This is a genomic window from Chroococcidiopsis cubana SAG 39.79 (assembly GCF_003991895.1).
Lineage (GTDB): Bacteria > Cyanobacteriota > Cyanobacteriia > Cyanobacteriales > Chroococcidiopsidaceae > Chroococcidiopsis > Chroococcidiopsis thermalis.
This window is the reverse complement of sequence record NZ_RSCK01000045.1, coordinates 19,808-37,530: the sequence shown is the minus strand read 5'-3', so window position 1 is coordinate 37,530 and position 17,723 is coordinate 19,808. Positions and strand designations below refer to the sequence as shown.

General features: G+C 46.8%; 17 protein-coding genes. 12 read left to right on the top strand and 5 right to left on the bottom strand.

Annotated elements, in window-relative coordinates:
* Positions 1-56 precede the first annotated feature (56 nt).
* The 9 genes from DSM107010_RS22730 to DSM107010_RS22695 all read left to right on the top strand — a co-directional run bounded on the left by DSM107010_RS22730 (position 57) and on the right by DSM107010_RS22695 (position 5,910).
* The gene (locus DSM107010_RS22730; RefSeq protein ID WP_015152369.1) at positions 57-1,229 is read left to right on the top strand and encodes a Re/Si-specific NAD(P)(+) transhydrogenase subunit alpha; all 1,173 of its coding nucleotides are present in this window, start codon (positions 57-59) and stop codon (positions 1,227-1,229) included.
* 88 nt (positions 1,230-1,317) lie between these two features.
* Positions 1,318-1,611, top strand: coding sequence for an NAD(P) transhydrogenase subunit alpha part 2 (locus DSM107010_RS22725; protein ID WP_015152370.1), 294 nt, complete (start codon positions 1,318-1,320; stop codon positions 1,609-1,611).
* Positions 1,608-3,011: an NAD(P)(+) transhydrogenase (Re/Si-specific) subunit beta gene (locus DSM107010_RS22720; RefSeq protein ID WP_015152371.1), complete on the top strand. Its 1,404-nt coding sequence runs from the start codon at positions 1,608-1,610 to the stop codon at positions 3,009-3,011. Before DSM107010_RS22725 ends, DSM107010_RS22720 begins: the two co-directional genes overlap by 4 nt.
* A 123-nt stretch (positions 3,012-3,134) precedes the next feature.
* Positions 3,135-3,428, top strand: a complete 294-nt coding sequence (locus tag DSM107010_RS22715) for a (2Fe-2S) ferredoxin domain-containing protein (protein WP_015152372.1) — start codon at positions 3,135-3,137, stop codon at positions 3,426-3,428.
* A gap of 27 nt (positions 3,429-3,455) precedes the next feature.
* Positions 3,456-3,704: a DUF6737 family protein gene (locus tag DSM107010_RS22710; RefSeq protein ID WP_106168099.1), complete on the top strand. Its 249-nt coding sequence runs from the start codon at positions 3,456-3,458 to the stop codon at positions 3,702-3,704.
* Entirely contained in the window at positions 3,697-3,867 is a 171-nt protein-coding gene (locus tag DSM107010_RS38660) for a hypothetical protein (protein ID WP_158631847.1), read from the top strand. The genes DSM107010_RS22710 and DSM107010_RS38660 overlap by 8 nt, the downstream gene beginning before the upstream one ends.
* A complete protein-coding gene (locus DSM107010_RS22705) occupies positions 3,797-4,453 on the top strand; it encodes a serine/threonine-protein kinase (RefSeq protein WP_106168100.1) in 657 nt (218 codons plus the stop codon). The genes DSM107010_RS38660 and DSM107010_RS22705 overlap by 71 nt, the downstream gene beginning before the upstream one ends.
* Positions 4,454-4,518: 65 nt before the next feature.
* On the top strand, positions 4,519-4,938 hold the full coding sequence (locus DSM107010_RS22700) for a hypothetical protein (protein WP_015152375.1): 420 nt from the start codon (positions 4,519-4,521) through the stop codon (positions 4,936-4,938).
* Between the two features lie 102 nt (positions 4,939-5,040).
* A complete protein-coding gene (locus tag DSM107010_RS22695; RefSeq protein WP_106168101.1) occupies positions 5,041-5,910 on the top strand; it encodes an NAD(P)-dependent oxidoreductase in 870 nt (289 codons plus the stop codon).
* On the opposite strand, the gene DSM107010_RS39945 is transcribed toward DSM107010_RS22695, so the two are convergent.
* Complete coding sequence (locus DSM107010_RS39945; protein ID WP_181246386.1) at positions 5,911-6,081, bottom strand: hypothetical protein; 171 nt, start codon at positions 6,079-6,081, stop codon at positions 5,911-5,913.
* Here DSM107010_RS39945 and DSM107010_RS22690 point away from each other — a divergent pair.
* On the top strand, positions 6,080-6,397 hold the full coding sequence (locus DSM107010_RS22690; protein ID WP_199197539.1) for a DUF6152 family protein: 318 nt from the start codon (positions 6,080-6,082) through the stop codon (positions 6,395-6,397). The genes DSM107010_RS39945 and DSM107010_RS22690 overlap by 2 nt on opposite strands.
* Before the next feature lie 5 nt (positions 6,398-6,402).
* A complete protein-coding gene (locus tag DSM107010_RS22685) occupies positions 6,403-6,891 on the top strand; it encodes a hypothetical protein (protein ID WP_015152378.1) in 489 nt (162 codons plus the stop codon).
* A gap of 68 nt (positions 6,892-6,959) precedes the next feature.
* On the opposite strand, the gene DSM107010_RS22680 is transcribed toward DSM107010_RS22685, so the two are convergent.
* Positions 6,960-8,984 (bottom strand): GAF domain-containing sensor histidine kinase, encoded by a 2,025-nt coding sequence (locus DSM107010_RS22680; protein ID WP_106168102.1) that lies wholly within the window; start codon positions 8,982-8,984, stop codon positions 6,960-6,962.
* Between the two features lie 93 nt (positions 8,985-9,077).
* On the opposite strand from DSM107010_RS22680, the gene cobN reads away from it, so the two are divergent.
* Positions 9,078-13,142, top strand: a complete 4,065-nt coding sequence (gene cobN, locus DSM107010_RS22675; protein WP_127024027.1) for a cobaltochelatase subunit CobN — start codon at positions 9,078-9,080, stop codon at positions 13,140-13,142.
* On the opposite strand, the gene DSM107010_RS22670 is transcribed toward cobN, so the two are convergent.
* The 3 genes from DSM107010_RS22670 to gyrA form a co-directional block, all read right to left on the bottom strand.
* On the bottom strand, positions 13,139-14,002 hold the full coding sequence (locus DSM107010_RS22670) for a glycosyltransferase family 2 protein (protein ID WP_015152381.1): 864 nt from the start codon (positions 14,000-14,002) through the stop codon (positions 13,139-13,141). The two genes, cobN and DSM107010_RS22670, sit on opposite strands and share 4 nt — an antisense overlap.
* A 1-nt stretch (position 14,003) precedes the next feature.
* Positions 14,004-15,077, bottom strand: a complete 1,074-nt coding sequence (locus tag DSM107010_RS22665) for an ABC transporter ATP-binding protein (RefSeq protein WP_106167455.1) — start codon at positions 15,075-15,077, stop codon at positions 14,004-14,006.
* Between the two features lie 92 nt (positions 15,078-15,169).
* Positions 15,170-17,683: a DNA gyrase subunit A gene (gyrA, locus tag DSM107010_RS22660; RefSeq protein ID WP_015152383.1), complete on the bottom strand. Its 2,514-nt coding sequence runs from the start codon at positions 17,681-17,683 to the stop codon at positions 15,170-15,172.
* Between the last annotated feature and the right edge of the window lie 40 nt (positions 17,684-17,723).

Below are 17,723 nucleotides of genomic sequence, written 5' to 3'. Positions count from 1 at the left end.
AAAGATTTGCGATCGCATGAGAGGAAGAATTTAGCTGTTGTGTTAACGGAGAAGTCATGAAAATAGCGGTGGCAAAAGAAATCGAAGTTGGAGAGCGTCGGGTCGCTCTAGTACCAGATGTCGTTGCCCGATTGGTAAAACAAGGTGTAGAGGTGTGGGTAGAAGCGGGAGCTGGCGATCGCGCTTTCTTCTCGGATGCAGCCTACGAAGCCGCAGGAGCCAAAATCGTTAGCGATCCGGGATATCTGTGGTGGGAAGCAGACGTGTTGCTGAAAGTAGGAGTCCCCCAAGAACGCGAAGATGGACGCTCGGAAGTGGAAATGTTACGGGAAGGAGCTGTATTAATTAGTTTCCTCAATCCCTTGGGAGAACCTGCGATCGCCAAGCGGCTAGCAGAACGGCGAATTTCAGCCTTTAGCATGGAGATGATCCCCCGCACGACTAGAGCGCAGAGCATGGATGCTTTGTCTTCTCAAGCTTCGATCGCGGGTTACAAAGCAGTGCTAATTGGAGCGGCAGCTTTACCCAAGTACTTTCCCATGTTAACAACAGCGGCGGGGACAATCGCCCCAGCCAAAGTATTCATAATTGGTGCGGGAGTAGCAGGATTACAGGCGATCGCCACTGCAAGACGACTGGGAGCAGTTGTAGAAGCTTTTGATATTCGTCCGGCGGTGAAAGAAGAAGTCCAAAGCTTGGGAGCCAAGTTTGTTGAAGTGCAGTTAGAAGAAGAAACTGTAGCTGCTGGCGGCTATGCAAAGGAAGTTTCGGAAATAGCAAAACAGCGCACTCAACAAGCGATCGCGGAACACGTCAAGCTATCAGACGTAGTTATTACCACTGCACAAGTCCCTGGTAGAAAAGCACCGATCCTCGTGACAGAAGAAATGGTAGCGCAGATGAAGCCAGGTTCGGTAGTTGTCGATTTAGCCGCAGAACAAGGTGGTAACTGCGCTTGCACAGAGCCAGGAAAAGACGTACAGCGCAATGGTGTTACCATCATCGGCACGATCGATCTCCCCTCATCCGTACCCATCCACGCCAGCCAATTGTATGCCAAAAACCTGCTGTCACTGGTGCAGTTGATGATTAATAAAGAAGATAAAAGCCTTCAGCTCAACTTTGAAGACGACATCATCGAAGCAGCCTGTATTACCCACGCTGGAGAAATTCGCAATTCACGGGTAAAGGAAGCCTTAGCAACACTAGTGGGGATTGGTAATGGGTAAAACAAAAGTCAAAAGTTAAAAGTCAAAAGTCAAAAATAATTCCGACTCCCGACTCCCGACTCCCGACTACCAAAAGGAGGATTAATTCATGACAGAAGCTTTAATTGCCGCTTTATTTGTGTTTGTTTTGGCATCGTTTGCAGGATTTGAGGTGATTAATAAAGTCCCGCCGACACTGCACACGCCTTTGATGTCTGGTTCTAACGCAATTTCAGGGATTGCGGTTATCGGTGCTTTGCTGGTTTCTGGTCCTCAAGAATCAAATTTATCAGTGATTTTGGGCTTGATTGCCGTGATTTTAGCCACAATTAACGTTGTCGGTGGTTTTTTAGTCACCGATCGCATGTTGCAAATGTTTAAGAAAAAAGAGGTGAAAGCGTGAGCGATTTTCTGCCAACTGGGATTCAGCTAACTTATTTAGTCGCTGCCTCTTTATTTATTATTGGTTTGAAAAAACTGAGTTCGCCTGCAACAGCGCGTAACGGTAATCTGTTGGCGGCGATCGGGATGCTACTGGCGATCGTGGCAACGCTGCTCGATCGCCAGGTGTTGAACTATCAAATGATTGTAGTGGCTTTGGCGATCGGTTCGGCAATAGGTGCGATCGCGGCTTACAAAGTCCAAATGACTGAAATGCCTCAAATGGTAGGCTTGCTCAACGGTTTAGGTGGTGCTGCTTCTGCTTTAGTGGCAGTTGCCGAGTTTTGGCGATTGTTGGGAACTGCCGAACCAGTGCCGCTCGATGCCAATATCTCCATGCTGCTAGATGTCTTTATCGGTGGCATCACCTTCACGGGTAGTATGCTGGCTTTTGCCAAGCTACAAGGACTGATTAGTGGTTCCCCGATTACATTTCCCTTGCAGCAACCAATCAACGCTCTGCTGCTAATTAGTTACATCGTAGGTAGCGGCTTTTTGTTGGTCGATCCGACTAATTTACCCGTATTTTTGGGATTAGTCGCTGTTTCCCTGGTTCTAGGGGTGATGTTCGTCGTCCCCATCGGTGGAGGCGATATGCCTGTGGTGATTTCGCTGTTGAACTCCTTTTCTGGTTTAGCAGCAGGTGCGGCTGGTTTCGTAGTCATGAACAACGTGCTGATCATCTCTGGTGCATTGGTAGGCGCTTCGGGATTGATCCTGACGGAGATCATGTGTAAAGCGATGAACCGCTCCCTGATTAGCGTTTTATTCGGTGCTTTTGGTGGCGGTGGCTCGGCTAGTGGTGCTGGTGGTGCTGCCGCAGGCGATCGAGCTACCCGTTCTGTAGATGCTGAAGAAGCCGCAATGATGTTGGGTTATGCTCGTTCTGTAGTGATCGTTCCTGGTTATGGGATGGCAGTAGCTCAAGCACAGCACACCGTTCGGGAGCTTGCCGATCAACTAGACAGATTGGGTGTAGAAGTCAAATATGCCATTCATCCTGTAGCGGGACGGATGCCGGGACACATGAACGTGTTGTTGGCAGAAGCAAACGTGTCTTACACCCAGTTGTACGACATGGATGATATCAACCCCCAGTTCGATCAAACTGATGTGGCTTTGGTAATTGGTGCAAACGATGTTGTCAATCCTGCCGCACGGCACGATACCGCGAGTCCGATTTATGGAATGCCGATTTTAGAAGTAGACAGAGCAAAGCATACAATCGTGATTAAGCGAGGCATGAGTACGGGTTTTGCAGGGGTAGACAATGAGTTATTCTACAAAGACAAAACCATGATGTTTTTTGGTAGTGCTAAAGATGCCGTAGCGAAGTTAGTATCGGAAGTGAAGCATCTGTAGGAATTTGAAATTTTGGTTCTTGCGCAGCTGAAGGCAAATTTCATCATAATTGGTTTCATGTAGGGGCGCACACCTGTGCGCCTCTACATATTGCGCCCCTACGTGTTGTGTTTGGATAAATTCATGGGGAATGGAGCTAATTTTCGTCAGCGAGTTTTAGTCTGTCAAAACCGTACTTGTCGCAAGCAAGGTGCGCGTAAGGTGCTAGCAGCATTTCAAGCGCAGTTAGTTCCTGGGGTGGAAATCGAGAGTAGTAGTTGTTTGGGACAATGCGGTATGGGACCAATGGTATTAGTTTTGCCAGAAGAGGTTTGGTATTGCGGGGTACGTGCTGATGAAGTTTTGGCGATCGCCCAACGCCACCTTAGAGAGGGGAAACCCGTCACTGCTATGCTGTACAAGAAGTTTCATCATTAGCAGTTAATCCCATCAGAAGTTAATCCCATGCATCAACTCCCCGATCGCAAACCCGTCAGCGTTTGGAATTATAAGCCTTGGTGGTGTCAGCCTTGGTCAATTTTCCTTACAGGTGTAACGCTCATTAGCGGTAGTTGGTTGTTACTTAAAACTTGGTGGCTGACGATTCTCGTTGCCATACCCGTACTCACCTGGATGACTTTTTTTCTCTTCATTTACCCCAGGGTAGTCATACAAAATGGTATTTTGGACGCACTGCCACCTAACGATGAATAGACTGCGATCGCGGTGGCAAGCGATCGAACAAGAACACTCGCACTGCACCAAGTTAGCATGGGAGCAATCTTGCCATCCCTGGCAAACTGTATATGGAACAAACGCATCTGGATTGGTTAATCGAGCTGAGCGAGCGGGAATTACTGCCTGGATTACAGATTGACAGCATCGAACCCCATAACCCTGTAGTCGTCAGTAAAGTTCCTTCTCCTTGGCAATTACTAGGAACGGGGAATTATGCCGCAGTATTCTATCACCCCAGCCAGCCAGATCGAGTCGTGAAGGTCTATGCACCCAATCGTCCGGGTTGGACGGAGGAAGTAGAAGTTTACCACCGTTTGGGTTCCCATCCTGCTTTTTCTGAATGTTTATATGCTGAGGAAGGCTGGTTAGTTCTGAAGCGGTTGTATGGCATGACTCTATACGACTGTATGCACCAGGGAATACCAATTCCAAAGCAAGTCATTAAAGACATCGACGCAGCTTTAGACTACGCCCGTAAGCGCAAACTGCATCCCCACGATGTCCACGGTCGGAATATTATGATGTGGGAAGACAGGGGATTTGTAGTCGATGTTTCTGATTTCTTGCATGAAGAGGCTTGCTCGGCATGGCAAGATTTGAAGAAAGCTTACTACTGGTTATATCTGCCGATTCTTTGCCCGCTACGGCTGCGAATGCCTTATTTTATTTTAAATATTGTCCGCAAGTCCTACCGTTTGTATCGTCGTTTTGTTTCTAATTGGTAATTGGTAGATGGTAATTGGTAGTTGGTAGTTGATGATTCAAGTACTTTAAATAACAGCTCTAAACCATGTCAAGTCCTCTCCGGCGCTTAAAATTTTTACCGTGGCGATCGCTATTCCTACTTTCTATCCTTGTAACGCTGATTGTTGTCGTTATAGATTTCTTCTTTATTGTCGGCTCTGACTTATCGCCAGCATTAGCACGGATCGTCGGCTTAATGTATGGTGGCAGTTTAGGTGTCATAGTACAATTTGCTGGCGTTGTCGGTGTTGGAGCATTAGCAGTTTACCTGCTAGAAAAATTTTTCGCCAATATAACTGTTAACACTGGCGTGCTTTGGGCTTTGGTGTTGTGTTTGACTCTCTGCTTGTTAGTCAGGTCATTTCTACCCATTCCCGAAAGATTAGTCAGTATATACAACAACGAAATGCAGTTAATTGCTATTGTCATCGGGGTATTTTGGAAAGGTCGTCCTTATTGGCGATAGGACTTGAGGATTTGAGATTGTAGATTATGTAGAGACGTTACATGTAGAGACGTTACATGTAACCTCTCTACATGTAATATCCCTATATTGGGAGGGAAAGTAGTGAAGGTAGGATTTCTCGGGACTGGGTTGATGGGATTGCCGATGGCACAAAGGTTATTAGCTGCCAATATAGAGCTGGTTGCCTACAATCGTACCCCAGAAAAATTAGCTCCGCTCAAATCGGCTGGCGTGGCGATCGCAACTCGTCCAGATGAGGTGTTAGCTGCCTGCGAGTGTATTGTTTTGATGTTGACGGATGCTAGTGCTATTCGAGATGTCTTGCTATCTTCAACAGCGCAGCAACACTTGGCGGGACGCACCATCATCCAGATGGGAACTATTACCCCCACCCATAGCAAAGAGATTCAGCAACAAGTTACTGCGGCTGGGGGAGATTATCTCGAAGCACCCGTGTTGGGGAGTATTCCCGAAGCACAAACAGGAAAATTAATTGTGATGGTAGGAAGTTCGCCAGCACAGTTTCAGCGATGGTTGAGTTTGCTACAAAACTTTGGTTCCGAACCATTGCATATCGGTGATGTCGGGAGTGCGGCGGCTGTGAAACTAGCACTCAATCAACTCATAGCCTCTCTCACGAGTGCCTTTGCCCTGAGTTTAAGTTTAATCGAGCGTCAGGGAATTGATGTGGAGATTTTCATGCAAATCCTTCGTCAAAGCGCCCTTTACGCACCCACATTTGATAAAAAATTACAGCGAATGCTCGATCGCAATTACGACAATCCCAATTTTCCCACCAAGCATTTACTCAAAGATACCAATTTCTTTATTTCTGAAGCGCGATCTCAAGGACTTAACGTAAATCATTTAGAAGGAGTCCGGCAAATACTAGAAATTGCGATCGATCGAGGCTTAGCCGATACAGATTATTCTGCCTTATATGAGGCGATCGCACCTTCAGATAATTCATAATTAGACTCCACTTGGAACTGACACATCCACGTCATATTTGTCAGTCATACTAGACCCTAATGCGATCGCAAAATTATTCGCTAGTACCTTACGCTTGTCGGAGGCTAGAGAAATGCTGAAAACGAAAATGATGCGGATGATAATCACGGCTTGTTGTGTAGCAATCTTCATGGCTACTTGGACAAGCACGGCAATAGCGCACCACGGATGGAGCGAATACGATAACAGTAAAACGCTCAATCTGTCAGGAAAAATTCAAGCAATAGGCTACGATAACCCACATGTTGTCTTACAACTGCAAACCAAAGAGCAGTTATGGGAAGCCGTCCTTGCACCACCCTCACGACTGCAAAACCGAGGACTACCACCAAAGCAATTGCAGGTTGGAGAAACGGTTAACGTCGTAGGCTATCCTCACCGTAGCGAGAAAAATGAGATGCGAGCAGAGCAGATTATAGTCGGCGACAAAACTATACCGCTGCGCTAAACAGTATGCTTGAGCATCAAAGCTGGTTGACTTGGCTCCAAGAGAGTGCCTTGTCTGCGGCAATGCGACAGTGGGCGTGGCTCTATCCAGCAGTCGAAATCGGGCATATTATCAGCTTTGCCATTCTAGTGGGAGCGATCGCCATGTTCGACCTGCGGTTGCTAGGCTTTTCTCGCCATTTGCTAGTGACTGACATGGCAGGGCATCTTTTACCCTGGACTTACATCGGTTTTGGCTCCGCCCTCTTGACAGGTTTCCTCTTATTTGCATCTGACGCGGAAGCGATCGCGGCTAATCCTGCCTTTCGTTTGAAACTAGGGGCGATCGCCCTTGCTGGTGTTAATGCAGCTATGTTTCACCTATACTACTCCAGGTCAATTCAGCGGTGGAATCGAGGTATTCGAGCGCCAGTCGGGGTGAGAGCGATCGCGATCTTCTCCCTCTTGCTCTGGGCTGTGGCGATCGTTTGCGGTCGCCTGATTGCTTATATTTGATTCGTCATTGGTCATTGGTCATTTGTTGACTGACAACTGGTCACTGGTCACTGGTCACTGGTCACTGATTACTGCTCCCTGTTATTAGGCAACCAAACAGTAAAAATAGAACCCTTACCTAAAGTCGATTCAACTTCAATCCGACCTTGGTGGAGTTCGACGAGTTGTTTGGTTAAGGCTAAACCCAGTCCCGTCCCATCGTAATGACGCTGGTAAGGAGAATCGAGTTGTTGGAATTTTTCAAAAATCAGAGGTAAATGTTCTTCAGCAATGCCAATTCCCGTATCTTCTACTTGAATTACGGCAAAGTCGTTTTCGCTCCAAATCCTTAAAATTGCCTCTCCTCCTTCGGGAGTAAATTTAATCGCGTTACTGAGTAGATTCCATAAGATTTGACTAACTCGTTGGGGATCGGCAAACAGCCGATAGTCGGGAGAGATTTTGAGATCGAGCATGATATTAACTGCTTGGCGCGTTGCTCGATCGCTGAGCGATCGCAAGCTAGCTTCCGCTAGTTGCGCTAAAGCAAATTCGCTTAAATTTAAAACTGCCTTGCCTGACTCGAACTGCGTCAGTTCTAAAATGTCGTTGATGAGTGCTAGAAGATGTTCGCCACTATCGTGAATTGTTTGTAGGAACTGACGTTGGCGCTGACTCATTTCTCCTGAGGGCCAACGTAGTAAGGTAGATGACATCCCGATGACACTAGTGAGGGGAGTGCGTAATTCATGGCTCATTGTAGCCAGAAATTCACTTTTAGCGCGGCTAGCTGCTTGAGCTGCAAGTAGAGCATCATGCAATGCTTGTGTCCGCTCGATCACTCTTTGTTCTAGGGTTTGTTTTTCCAGCTTCAACGATCGCATTAACTCTTCTTGATAGATCGCGATCGCCAGTTGTTCCGCTATTCGCCGCAGTAAATTTTTCTCATTTTCCTGCCAAGAGCGCGGTTCGTAGCATTGGTGTGCGATGAGTAAACCCCAAAGTTGTTGCTGAAATACAATTGGAGCGATTAGCTTGGCTCGTACCTGAATTTTCTGCAAAAAGGCAAGCAAGCAAGACGATAAAACATAAGCTTTGTCAACATCTGCGATCGCCAGCGTAAAACCTTGGCGATATTTCTCCCAACACCCAGAAGCGGGAATGAAGCAATTTTCTTCTCGATAATTGAGTACGGAATCAATTGACGCGCTAGCACGGGCTTCGTAGATGACACAGCCGTGAGTGGAGAATTCGGAATTCGGAATAACGCTTCGCTTCGCCTTCGGCTGACGGAATTCGCAATTGAAGATTCCCTGCTCCCTGATAACTGGTAACTGCTCCCCGATCGCTGATTCTTGTTGCTCGAATTGATAAACTACTAGGCGATCGACTTGCAAAAACTCTCGTACTCGTTCTACTACATTTGAGATGATGATCGGTAATTCCAAGCTTTGACGGATCTGAGTCGTCACTTGGTTGAGCAAACGCTCGTGGGCAATTTGTTGGTGCAAAGCCTCTTCTACAGGTTGGCAGACCGAAACAAAAGGGTAAATCGACTCTTGTGCGTCATTTTGGTGCGAGCTTGGGGCTAGCACGGATAGCAACATTAACGTAAATTTCCCTTGAAGGGTAGCGTTGTTGGGTTGAATGACTTGGCTATATCGAGCTAGAGTAGCGCGGGCAAGAGAATTGTCTTCTAAGCAGCCGTTGAGGTGTTGCAAAAATTGGGCGATCGCTGCTGGCTCAAATGTTAATTTGACGTTGAGTAATTCGGAGTTTCGCTCTTGCAGTGTAACGTAAGCTTCTGTACCAAGTTCCGAATTGACTGAGTTTAAAATTATTGACTCTTTGAGTGTAAGTTCTTCTTGCTGTCTCCTATCTCCTGTCTCCTGTCTTCTTTCTGCTACTAGCAAAGCGCTAAATTGTTGTGACACGACTAATGTAAACAGATCTGTTGCTTCAGGTCGTGTCGGAATTGAAACCAGTGCTTCTTCTGTAACTATCAAAGCCTCATTTCCCAATTCTTGAGCCATCTGTTGAAGAAGTTGCCCTAATTGCTGAAAAATTGTCAGGGGCAAAAGTTGATGGAAGCTCAAGTCCTGAGAACTAGACATTTTCGCAGATTGAGATAGATAAGATTTGGATGATAGGCTAAGAAAGTTTTCCCATGCAGCTTAACCACTAGTCTAAGCCGAACAGAGAGTTATATGCATCGTATCAGTACCACCCCTGGAGATTGGAATCCTCAAATTGATGGTGTCGTTTTGTTTGCCCAAACTCCAGCTCCTTTGGTATTGCTTACTGCTACCGATACCGATATTCAAACTTTGGCAGCAGCAGCGACTAAATTACCGATGGGCTTTCCTACTTTTCGAGTTGCTAATTTGCTGCAATTACAGCAACAGATTGTTATAGATACTTATGCAGAAGACGTTTTAGAAAAAGCTCAAGTTATTATACTACGGCTTTTGGGGGGACGATCGTATTGGTCTTATGGTTTAGAAGTGGTGCGGGAAACAGCACGGCGGACTGGTGCAGCACTGATAGTTATCCCAGGAGATGACGCGATCGACCCCGATTTAATCGCACATTCGACTGTTCCGTTAGCAGTGGGAGATCGACTGTGGCGATACTTTCTAGAAGGTGGAGTAGAAAATGCCGTCAATGCGCTGCTATTCACTGCCGATTTCTGCCTTCATACTTCATACAATCCTCAACCTCCGCAGGTGGTTCCGCGTGTGGGGCTATATGGGTGGAAGGGAGTCGGAGAGAAGAGAGCTGAGGAAGCCCAGGGAGCTGAGGAAGCTGAGGGAGAAAAACAACCGTCAACCAGCTACCAATTACCAGCTACCAATTACCAACTACCAATTACCAACTACCAATTACCAAAAATTGGCATTCTGTTCTACCGCGCTCACTATTTAGCAGGTAACACGGGTGTAATTGACGATCTTTGTCAAGCATTAGTAGCTAGAAATCTATTACCAGTACCAGTTTTCGTTTCTTCGCTGCGCGATCCACAAGTGCAAGCAGATGTCCTATCTTACTTCCAGCCTAAAGATGAGGCAAAAATTCAAGTCTTATTAAATACAACGAGTTTTTCTCTGACACGTATTTTTCCGACTCCCGAACGCCAGTTCGCAAGAGCGGGGGAAAATGAGCAAGCGACTGGCTCCTCTCGACTCCCGACTGCCGCTAACTTGTGGCAACAACTAGATATACCAATACTGCAAGTTATTTTTAGTAGCAGTTCAATTTCAACCTGGGAGACAAGTTCTCAAGGGCTATCGCCACGGGATATCGGCATGAATGTGGCACTACCAGAAGTGGATGGGCGCATTATTAGCCGTGCTGTGTCGTTTAAAGCAGTACAGAGCTGGAATACAGCTCTAGAGACGAATGTAGTCGTTTACGAGTCGGTGCGCGATCGCCTTGAATTTGTTGCTGAACTAACGCAGCGTTGGGTGCAGCTGCGTTCTCGTCCGCCAGCAGCACGCAAAATCGCTCTCATTTTGGCAAACTACCCCAATCGTGACGGACGTTTGGCAAACGGAGTTGGATTAGATACTCCTGCTAGTTGTATAGAAATTCTCAAATCTTTACAACAAGCGGGATATCAAGTAGAAAATCTACCGCAAACTGGAGACGAACTGATCCAACGCCTGACATCTGGAGTCACAAACGATCCTGATAGTCAGTGGCGATCGCACCCACAACAATTGAGTTGGCAAGAGTATCAACAATATTTTGCCACCCTTCCCGAAGCAGCGCAGCAGGAGATTGTCAATCGGTGGGAGAAGAGAGCTGAGGGAGCTGAGGGAGTAACAACCAATTACCAACTACCAACTACCAATTGCCAATTACCAATTCCAGGCATTCAACTCGGTAACGTCTTCGTGGGTATTCAACCAGCACGGGGATACGATCGCGATCCGGCATTAAATTACCACGCGCCTGACTTAGAACCACCGCATACTTATTTGGCTTTTTATTATTGGCTGCGACAGCATTTTGGTGCTGATGCGATCGTACATGTAGGCAAGCACGGTAATTTGGAATGGCTCCCAGGTAAAAGTGTGGCGCTATCAAGTCAGTGTTATCCTGAAATTGCTTTGGGTGCTATGCCCCATTTCTACCCGTTTATCGTCAACGATCCTGGGGAAGGTTCGCAAGCAAAACGCCGCGCTCAAGCAGTGATTATCGACCATTTAACGCCTCCCATGACGCGGGCAGAACTCTACGGAGCGCTACACCAATTAGAAAGTTTAGTTGACGAGTATTACGAAGCTCAAAGTCTAGATCCGACTCGATTGCCAGCCATTAGCGATCGCATTTGGCAATTAATCGTTCAGGAAAATTTACACTTAGACTTGGGCATGAAGCGGGAGTCGGGGGGAAAGAGAGCTGAGGGAGCTGAGGGAGAAAAACAACCAACAACCAACAACCAACAACCATTAACCATTAACCAACTCGACGGTTATTTATGCGAACTCAAAGAAGCTCAAATTCGCGATGGTTTGCATATATTTGGACAATGCCCGCAAGGAGAACAATTACGAGATTTAATTGTAGCGATCGCCCGTCAACCTAATTCCTACCAACCAGGAATCACTCGCGCAATTGCTCAAGCCTGGGAATTAGATTTCGATCCCCTCACGACAGATTTCAGCACTCAACTTTCAGAGACAAGCGCTCGAATTTTATCAGCAAAAACTCAAACACCCTGTCATATAATCGGCGATGCGATCGAAGTGTTAGAACAGTATGCGGCTGAGTTGGTGGAAGTATTGATTGGGGAATCGGGAGTCGGGAGTCGGGAGTCGGAGAAAAGAGCTGCTCTTGAGCTGGGGAGGCTCTCGGGAGCTGAGGGAGAAAAAACCCAATTACCAATTACCAATTACCCATTACCCATTACCAATACCTTAAATTGGATTCGCGATCGCCTCTTACCCGCTTTAGCACAAACTCCACAGGAAATTACCAATTTATTACGTGGTTTAGATGGGCGATACGTTCCTAGTGGGGCATCGGGTGCGCCGACGAGAGGTCGTCCAGAAGTATTACCGACGGGAAAAAATTTTTACTCGGTGGATATCCGCGCCATTCCGACAGAAACAGCTTGGGACATCGGACGTAAAGCAGCTGAAGCTTTAATCGAACGCTACACGCAGGAAAACGGAGAATATCCCAAAACTCTTGGTTTGTCGATTTGGGGAACTTCTACCATGCGGACTGGGGGAGATGACATTGCTGAGGCGTTGGCTTTGCTGGGAGTGCGTCCGGTATGGGATGGGGTTTCTCGGCGGGTGGTAGATTTTGAAATTGTGCCTCTATCGGTGTTGGCGCGTCCGCGCGTGGATGTGACTTTAAGAATTTCTGGTTTTTTCCGCGATGCTTTTCCTAATTTAATCGATTTGTTTGATAGTGCCGTTATTGCCGTGTCGCAGTTGGACGAACCAGCAGAGCAAAATCCGCTTGCTGCCAAAGTGAAACACGAAACCCAGTTTTGGTACTCAGCAGGATTGACACCCGAACAGGCAAAAGAGCGATCGCTTTACCGTGTTTTTGGTTCTAAACCAGGGGCTTATGGAGCTGGGTTACAAGGATTAATTGAAGCGCAAAATTGGACGGGCGATCGCGATTTAGCTCATGCTTATATCAATTGGAGTTGCTACGCTTATTCCCGTAATTCAGAAGGACGAGCCGCCCCAGAAGCGTTCGAGCAACGTTTGGGTGAAATGCAAATTGTCTTGCACAACCAAGACAATCGCGAACACGATCTGCTCGATTCTGACGATTACTATCAATTTCAAGGTGGTTTAACTGTTGCCGTGCGCGCCGTTCGCGGTAAAAATCCTCAGACATATTTTGGTGACAATTCTATTCCGGCAAACCCTCGCATTCGTGATTTAAAAGAAGAAATTGCCAAGGTATATCGTTCCCGCGTCGTTAATCCGAAATGGATTGCTGGGGTGATGCGTCACGGTTATAAAGGGGCTTTTGAAATGGCAGCAACAGTAGATTATTTATTTGCCTACGATGCTACAGCTCATTGCGTTGAAGATTATATGTATCAAGGCATTGCCGAAGCTTATTTATTCGATCCAGCTATCCAAGACTTCGTGCAGCAAAAAAATCCTTGGGCATTGCGAGATATGGCAGAAAGGTTAATCGAAGCCAAGCAGCGAGGATTGTGGCAAGTGACACCAGAGATTATAGATAAGTTACGAGCGATCGCCCATCAAGCAGAAGGAGCGATCGAAGAAAATTAAAAGCGTTGCACTAGCTGTTTTATCGTCTTTTTCATCGTCCGTAACGGATCGATCTGTATTGCCCAAATAACACTGGATAAGGCTTGGGATTTTTGCCCCATCCGATAGGACATTAGGGCGTGATCGTAGACAAAATTTGCAAACATCTGCGGATGAGCGCGAAAAATTGCCTGATGCTTGTCAATCAAACGTTGAAAACTTTCCTGACGCAATTTTGTATTGCGGGACACTCGCGCCCCTGGATGCTCGTAAAGTTGATAGGTAACGATGGGTAAACCCAAGATCGAACAGACGGGATTCAGCCGCAAAAAAAGCTCGGTATGGACGCGGGAACGAAACGTTTCATCCCAGCCTCCTATCTGTAAAATGACATCCCGTTCCACTACTAGAGTTTGTTTTGTGTTGTAAGATTTGCCCGGTTCTAAAACTTCTAGAGCAAAATGACAGCCACGGGGACGACTGGGAGGCGGAAGGCGAGTTTCTAGAGTTTTCCCGCTATCATCAACCACGTCGATCCCAGAAATAACGCCGACAGGTGGAGGTAAAGTTGCTTTGGCGATCGCCTCTAAGGATACAACTGCCATTTCGGGTAAAAGACAGTCATCGTCATCTAAATAGGAAATCCAGCGCCCCTGCGCCGCTTCCGTACCCACGTTCCGCGCCCCCGCACCCCCACGAGGGGTAGATAGACGAATGATTCGCAAACGCGGATCTGCTGGTAAATCCACCGGTTGAGTCGAAGCATCGTCAACGACAATCACTTCGAGATCTGTCATGGTTTGCGATAAAGCACTTTGCACTGCACGCGGTAATAGTTGCGGGCGATCGCGTGTCGGTATGATAATACTGAGTTTTGGCATCTTAGTTTGTAGAAAAAATCAATGCTTCCATCCATTCCCAAGAGATAAAAACTCGTTCTCCCTCTTTGTAGGGGCTAGTTCCGCGTCGTCGCAGTTCCATGACATGAAAATTGAGTCCGATCGCCTGAACTAAATAACTCGTAGCATAACCGAGATATTGACTTTGAATAATTGTGGTTGCATGACCAATATTGGCGTGATTTAGGCAAATATTTTCTGGACGCACGACTAATCGTACTGCATTACCAGGAGAAATCGCTGCGGTCGTTCCTTCAACTACTGTTCCTTCAACTACTGCTGTCTCACCAATTTGCACTCTTCCCCGATTACCATCTACGCTTAACAACATGCCATCGAGAAAATTTGCCCGTCCGATAAATTCAGCTACATATAAATCGGCAGGCTGTTCGTAGACTTCTAAAGGCGTGCCGACTTGTAATAGCTTGCCAGATTTCAAAATTGCTATGCGATCGCTCAAAGCTAGGGCTTCTTCTTGGTCGTGGGTGATATAAATAAAACTAATTCCCGTCTGACGTTGGAGTTGTTTCAATTCCTGCCGCAGTTCCATCCGAATTTTGGCATCCAAAGCTGAAAGCGGTTCGTCTAAAAGTAATACGTCAGGGCGATCGACAATTGCCCGTGCTAAAGCTACCCGTTGTTTTTGTCCGCCGGAAAGTTGAGCAGGTAGCCTCTGCGCCATTTCTGCGAGTTGGACGAGTTTCAAAGCTTCCGTAACTCGTTGGCTAATTTCTGCCACAGGCGATCGCTTTGCCTGCAAAGCATAACCCACATTCTCAAATACCGATAGGTGGGGAAACAAGGCGTAGTCCTGAAACACCGTATGGACGTTACGTTTATAGGCAGGCAGACGACTCACATCTTTGCCCCCAATGTAAATACAGCCAGTATCGGGGGTTTCAAAACCGCCAATCAGCCGCAATAAAGTTGTTTTTCCCGAACCAGAAGCCCCCAGCAGCGTGAAAAATTCTCCTTGCTGCACGTCGAGACTGACAGACTGCACGGCTTGGACTTTGCCGTAAATCTTACTGACGTTTTCTAAAGCAACTTGGATCACGATTCAGTAAGTCAAAAGTGAAAAGTCAAAAGTCAAAATTGTAAAACTCACTGGATTTGAACATGGGAGTTGGGATTTGTGTTTCAAAAATATTACTCTATCAATGAGTTGGTAGCTGGAATGGCAATAACAGAGACAATTCTTTCGTTGTCCTTAATATCGCGGAGGCGATCGCCCGTACCTTCTTTGCCCCACTTGCCTATTTTATCTACAGGTAGGCGCACGATCCGTTGATTGCTGGTAAGCAAAGCGACCTCACTTACTGTTGCCGATACAATTCCTGCCAGCCGATCCGATTTGCTGCTAAAAGCTAAAGCTTGAGTTGGAATATCGCCGCGATTGCCTTGACGCAATACATGGGCGGGTATTCGCTTCGCATATCCTTCTTGGGTGACGAGCAACAAATTAGTTTTGAGATCGTCTATTGCCACTCCGCCAACCATTTCTTCTTGTTTTCGCAGCCGCAAGCCTTGCATTCCCATTGCCGTGCGTCCTAGAATTGGCAATTGCTCGTCATCTATACCAAACCTTAACAGCCTACCTCCCGCTGAAGCGAGGATCAAAAATTGTCCTGGTTCGATCGGTTGCACGCCTAACAAGCGGTCTTCATCCTTGAACTTCACCACTGTCAAACCGCGATTGGTCAGATTTTGTAACTCCGATGCAGCTAAGCGCTTCACTCGTCCTAATTGAGTCATGAACAGCGCTTGGATGTTTTCTGTTTCTGCGGGTAATAGCAGTTGAGTCACAATACTTTCCGTACCGTTAGCAGCCGATCCTGGCAGCAAACCAATCAATGGCGTACCCCGTAGCGATCGCCCGCTACTAGGAGGAATATCGCCCACCTGCAACGGGTAAACCTTTCCACCACTGGTAAACACGACTAAATTCTCATCTGTCTTAGCGGTTGTGGTTTGAATCACAAAGTCATTTTCCATCAAACCGTTGTCTGACTTCGGCTTCCTTCCTGGCTTATTACCATTAACAGCTAACCTTCTGACATACCCTTTTTGGGTAAACTCTAAAGCAACTTCTTCCGAATTCCGAATTCCGAATTCCGAATTCGGAATTGATGAGCTTTTCTTGCTCTGTTCTTCTGCTTCTTGAGTGCCAATGCGAGTCCGGCGAGAGTCGGCAAATTTACGTCTGAGCGATCGCAAATCTTTTTTCAATGCTTTTAATAACTCGTGGCGATCGCTTAACAACCGTCGCAAAGTTTGAATTTGTTCGCTGAGAGATTCAAATTCAGTTTGCAGGTTCTTTTGTTCCAAACCCGTCAAGCGACGCATGGGCATTGCTAAGATTGCATCGGCTTGGGCTTCGCTCAATTGCAACTCATTTTGCAGGGTGATTTTAGCCGTACTACCATCGCTTGCCTGCCGCAAAATTGTAATGACTTCATCCAAATGGGATAAAGCTGTCAGCAACCCTTCTACCAAATGCGCGCGACTTTCGGCGCGATTCAAGTCGTGAGTGTAGCGCCGAATCAGAGTTTGTTCGCGGAAATTTAAAAATTCTTGTAATAACTGTCTTAAGGAAAGTTGACGCGGTTGTTGATCTACTAAAGCGAGGAAAATTGCCCCAAAATTTGTTTGCAGGGAAGTGTGATGGTACAACTGGCGCAAAACAACCTGCGGATCGGCATCTCGTTTGAGTTCTATCACTACCCGCATCCCTTGGCGATCGCTTTCATCTCGCAAGTCGCCAATGCCCTCAATCCTACCCTGATTAACTAATTCCGCGACTTTTTCGATCCAACCTGCTTTATTAACTTGATAAGGTAATTCTGTCACGACGATTGCTGTCGTGCGGCGCGATCGTTTGACCCCAGTTTGAATTTCTTCAATTTGAGCAATCCCTCTGATGGTAATACTACCTCGTCCAGTGGTGTAAGCTTCGCGAATTCCCGTACTGCCAATAATTTCGCCCCCAGTGGGAAAGTCGGGTCCAGGGATTAACTCAAATAGCTTGTCGTCTGATAATTCTGGTTGGTCGATCAGCGTAACTAAACCATCGATGATTTCTCCCAAATTATGGGGAGGAATATTTGTCGCCATCCCCACAGCAATTCCTGACGCACCGTTGAGCAATAAAAACGGTAGTTGAGCTGGTAATACGACTGGTTCTTGTTGAGAATTGTCGAAATTGCCGATAAAATCAACTGTTTCTTCGCCAATTTCAGTCAGCATCGCCTCATTCCCAACTGGTGCGAGGCGAGTCTCGGTGTAACGCATTGCTGCTGGTGGGTCGTTATCTACCGAACCGAAGTTACCGTGTCCCGCCAGCAAGGGATAGCGGCTGGAAAAGTCTTGTACGAGACGGACTAAAGCATCGTATACCGCTTGGTCGCCGTGGGGATGGTACTTACCGAGTACGTCACCTACTACCCTGGCGCATTTACGATAAGGGCGATCGGGAGTTAAACCCAATTCATGCATGGCATATAAAATTCGTCTGTGAACTGGTTTTAACCCATCACGTACGTCTGGTAATGCCCGCCCTACAATTACGCTCATGGCATATTCCAGATAAGACCGTTGCATTTCTGTATGCAGGGCTGTGGGAATCACCTGTCCCGCTGGGAGAAGGTTTAATTGTTTTGCCATGAGTGATGTTTCCTACTTGATAACGACAAACGCCAAAAAT

Excerpts from the sequence above, each read along its gene's own strand:
- DSM107010_RS22730 (WP_015152369.1), top strand. The coding sequence starts at position 57 with ATGAAAATAGCGGTGGCAAAAGAAATCGAAGTTGGAGAGCGTCGGGTC.
- DSM107010_RS22725 (WP_015152370.1), top strand. The coding sequence starts at position 1,318 with ATGACAGAAGCTTTAATTGCCGCTTTATTTGTGTTTGTTTTGGCATCG.
- DSM107010_RS22715 (WP_015152372.1), top strand. The coding sequence starts at position 3,135 with ATGGGGAATGGAGCTAATTTTCGTCAGCGAGTTTTAGTCTGTCAAAAC.
- DSM107010_RS22710 (WP_106168099.1), top strand. The coding sequence starts at position 3,456 with ATGCATCAACTCCCCGATCGCAAACCCGTCAGCGTTTGGAATTATAAG.
- DSM107010_RS38660 (WP_158631847.1), top strand. The coding sequence starts at position 3,697 with ATGAATAGACTGCGATCGCGGTGGCAAGCGATCGAACAAGAACACTCG.
- DSM107010_RS22705 (WP_106168100.1), top strand. The coding sequence starts at position 3,797 with ATGGAACAAACGCATCTGGATTGGTTAATCGAGCTGAGCGAGCGGGAA.
- DSM107010_RS22700 (WP_015152375.1), top strand. The coding sequence starts at position 4,519 with ATGTCAAGTCCTCTCCGGCGCTTAAAATTTTTACCGTGGCGATCGCTA.
- DSM107010_RS22690 (WP_199197539.1), top strand. The coding sequence starts at position 6,080 with ATGGCTACTTGGACAAGCACGGCAATAGCGCACCACGGATGGAGCGAA.
- DSM107010_RS39945 (WP_181246386.1), bottom strand. The coding sequence starts at position 6,081 with ATGAAGATTGCTACACAACAAGCCGTGATTATCATCCGCATCATTTTC.
- DSM107010_RS22685 (WP_015152378.1), top strand. The coding sequence starts at position 6,403 with ATGCTTGAGCATCAAAGCTGGTTGACTTGGCTCCAAGAGAGTGCCTTG.
- DSM107010_RS22680 (WP_106168102.1), bottom strand. The coding sequence starts at position 8,984 with ATGTCTAGTTCTCAGGACTTGAGCTTCCATCAACTTTTGCCCCTGACA.
- cobN (WP_127024027.1), top strand. The coding sequence starts at position 9,078 with ATGCATCGTATCAGTACCACCCCTGGAGATTGGAATCCTCAAATTGAT.
- DSM107010_RS22670 (WP_015152381.1), bottom strand. The coding sequence starts at position 14,002 with ATGCCAAAACTCAGTATTATCATACCGACACGCGATCGCCCGCAACTA.
- gyrA (WP_015152383.1), bottom strand. The coding sequence starts at position 17,683 with ATGGCAAAACAATTAAACCTTCTCCCAGCGGGACAGGTGATTCCCACA.